The organism is Pelagicoccus sp. SDUM812002, assembly GCF_031127835.1.
Lineage (GTDB): Bacteria > Verrucomicrobiota > Verrucomicrobiia > Opitutales > Opitutaceae > Pelagicoccus.
The window spans coordinates 1-1,926 of record NZ_JARXHX010000070.1; the positions used below are offsets into that span (position 1 = coordinate 1).

A 1,926-nucleotide genomic window follows, 5' to 3' on the forward strand; every position below is an offset into this window, starting at 1 on the left:
ATTCGTTTTCTTTTGGGTCGGATAGGGGAGATGCTGAATGTCGAAGTTCTAGCAGTGGGGATTTCTTTTCTGTAGTTAGATTTCAGCTACTTGTTTCGTTCAGTTTTTAGATAGTAGCTGGATTTTTAAATTTTTTCCCTTCGGGGAGGTTTCGCCTGAAATAACTTCGTCATTTCAATAGTTCTTTTTGGTTCGCCCATCGTCGAGGTCAGACGCGAGCGCTTGCGCGAGTTGTCTGCACCGTCTGGTTGTCGTAATTTTTAGTTTTGCTCACGAGTTGGTTCGCCTTCGAAAGTAGGTCTCTTTCTTCGCTTCGCCAATCATCTTTTCCGTCGTGAACCAGCTTTTTCTTTCCGTCGGTCAGTCTTCTTTTCTTTTTTAATTTCTATCGGTCGAAATGTCTTGTGGCTGCCTTGGGTTTCACGGAATAGGGTGCTCTTCTTTTCGTCGGTGGGACCAATTTTCGTCTTCGTTGCAGGATCTTCCTTTTTAACCACAGATTACTCGGATTATCACAGATTGGGTTAGTATCCAAAAAGTAGTAGATTTTTTCTCCTCAGCCTTATCTTTCTTTTCTTCGACAACGTGAAAGCCATACGCGTAGGTCAGTCGCGGAGCGACTGGCCGGAGTTGTATGGGCTGCCTGGTTGGGCTCTCGTTTCTCTTCCAAGTGCTTCGATGATCCAGTTGTTCAAGCTCTTGTTCTCCTTCTTTGATCGAATGTAGATGCTCCTGTGAAGGTCAGGATCTAGTCTTAGGGTGAGCTTTCCGGAAAACGGCTTATCTGGCTCTTCGCCACGTTCGGAGCAAAAGTCGAGGTAGTCGTCTATCGAAGCTTGGAACTCCTTCTTCAGGCCTTCGACAGTGTCGGCCTGAAAGGTGACTACATCCTTCATGTTTATGACTTCTCCATGGAAGATCTCGGCTTCCTCGTCGAATTGAACTGTTCCTACGTATCCTTTGTATTCCATGATCTTTACTCTCCTGCAGCTTCCAGAAAACGTCTGACTGACTTTACTGCTCCCTTGTCCGTTTCCTTCTGTGGGTGAGGGCGGTGGAAAACAGCTCTCACGCCGTTTAGGTAGACACGAACACGAGAACCACTTCCCTCAGAAATCTCTGCTCCCAAAGCTGAGAGCATGTTCTCGATGTTCTTCCAAGGTATGTCTGATCGTTCTGGACGCTCCCTTACTTTTTCTAGGGTAAGTCGTTGTTTGCGATTCACGGCAAGATGGTGGCAGATAATGCCACCACGTCAAGTCTTCCTATTTTCGCCCAACGCCAAAGACTCACGATGTAGGACGCGCAGCGTCCGGAATTGTGAGCTCTGCCTGGTTAGCATTTGTTCGTTTCTTTCTTAGTTTCAACTCTTGCGTGATCAGAAATATCGGATAAATCACGAATGAACCAGCCATTAGCACAAACGCGATGAGTCCGGCTACACCAGAGTAAAATAGAATTCCTCCTATGAACCAAACGGTGAAAAATGCGACCGTACCCACAAGGCCGCCAAGACTTCTTCTAATGGTTTGAATCACAGCAGAACCTAAGCTCAATTTTTTATCTCTAGTTACTATATCTGCATAGATAAACATGATTCCGGCTGGAAGAAATGTCATGAGGAAATATGCGAGGATGGTGAGAAACATCGCTAGAAGCATTGCAGGAGTGGATTCCCTAACTGATATGTTGGTGATTCCTGTGACCAAATCGGAAAACTTGTACACAAGGTACTTCGTAGTGAACTGAAATGTGAATACAGCCCATCCTAAGATCGCTAAAACTGTTAGGATCGTCGAAGTCGTAGATGGCTTGGTATTCTTCATTTGCTAACGCTGAGGCCATACGTGGAGGCCTCAGTTTGGGTTCCATTTAAAGTTTCGTAGATTTGGTTGTGTCGTAATGAAAGAGGCGAGCGTTGGCCGG

Annotated in this window: 3 protein-coding genes; all 3 read right to left on the reverse strand. The window is 45.8% G+C overall.

Going from position 1 to position 1,926, the window contains the following annotated elements; translation table 11 throughout:
* Positions 1-605 precede the first annotated feature (605 nt).
* The 3 genes from QEH53_RS23615 to QEH53_RS23625 all read right to left on the reverse strand — a co-directional run bounded on the left by QEH53_RS23615 (position 606) and on the right by QEH53_RS23625 (position 1,826).
* A complete protein-coding gene (locus QEH53_RS23615; protein WP_309025698.1) occupies positions 606-971 on the reverse strand; it encodes a type II toxin-antitoxin system HicB family antitoxin in 366 nt (121 codons plus the stop codon).
* A gap of 5 nt (positions 972-976) precedes the next feature.
* The gene (locus QEH53_RS23620; protein WP_309025699.1) at positions 977-1,225 is read right to left on the reverse strand and encodes a type II toxin-antitoxin system HicA family toxin; all 249 of its coding nucleotides are present in this window, start codon (positions 1,223-1,225) and stop codon (positions 977-979) included.
* 64 nt (positions 1,226-1,289) lie between these two features.
* Positions 1,290-1,826 (reverse strand): hypothetical protein, encoded by a 537-nt coding sequence (locus QEH53_RS23625; protein WP_309025700.1) that lies wholly within the window; start codon positions 1,824-1,826, stop codon positions 1,290-1,292.
* Between the last annotated feature and the right edge of the window lie 100 nt (positions 1,827-1,926).

Coding starts and splice junctions, on each gene's coding strand:
- QEH53_RS23615 (WP_309025698.1), bottom strand. CDS start 971: ATGGAATACAAAGGATACGTAGGAACAGTTCAATTCGACGAGGAAGCC.
- QEH53_RS23625 (WP_309025700.1), bottom strand. CDS start 1,826: ATGAAGAATACCAAGCCATCTACGACTTCGACGATCCTAACAGTTTTA.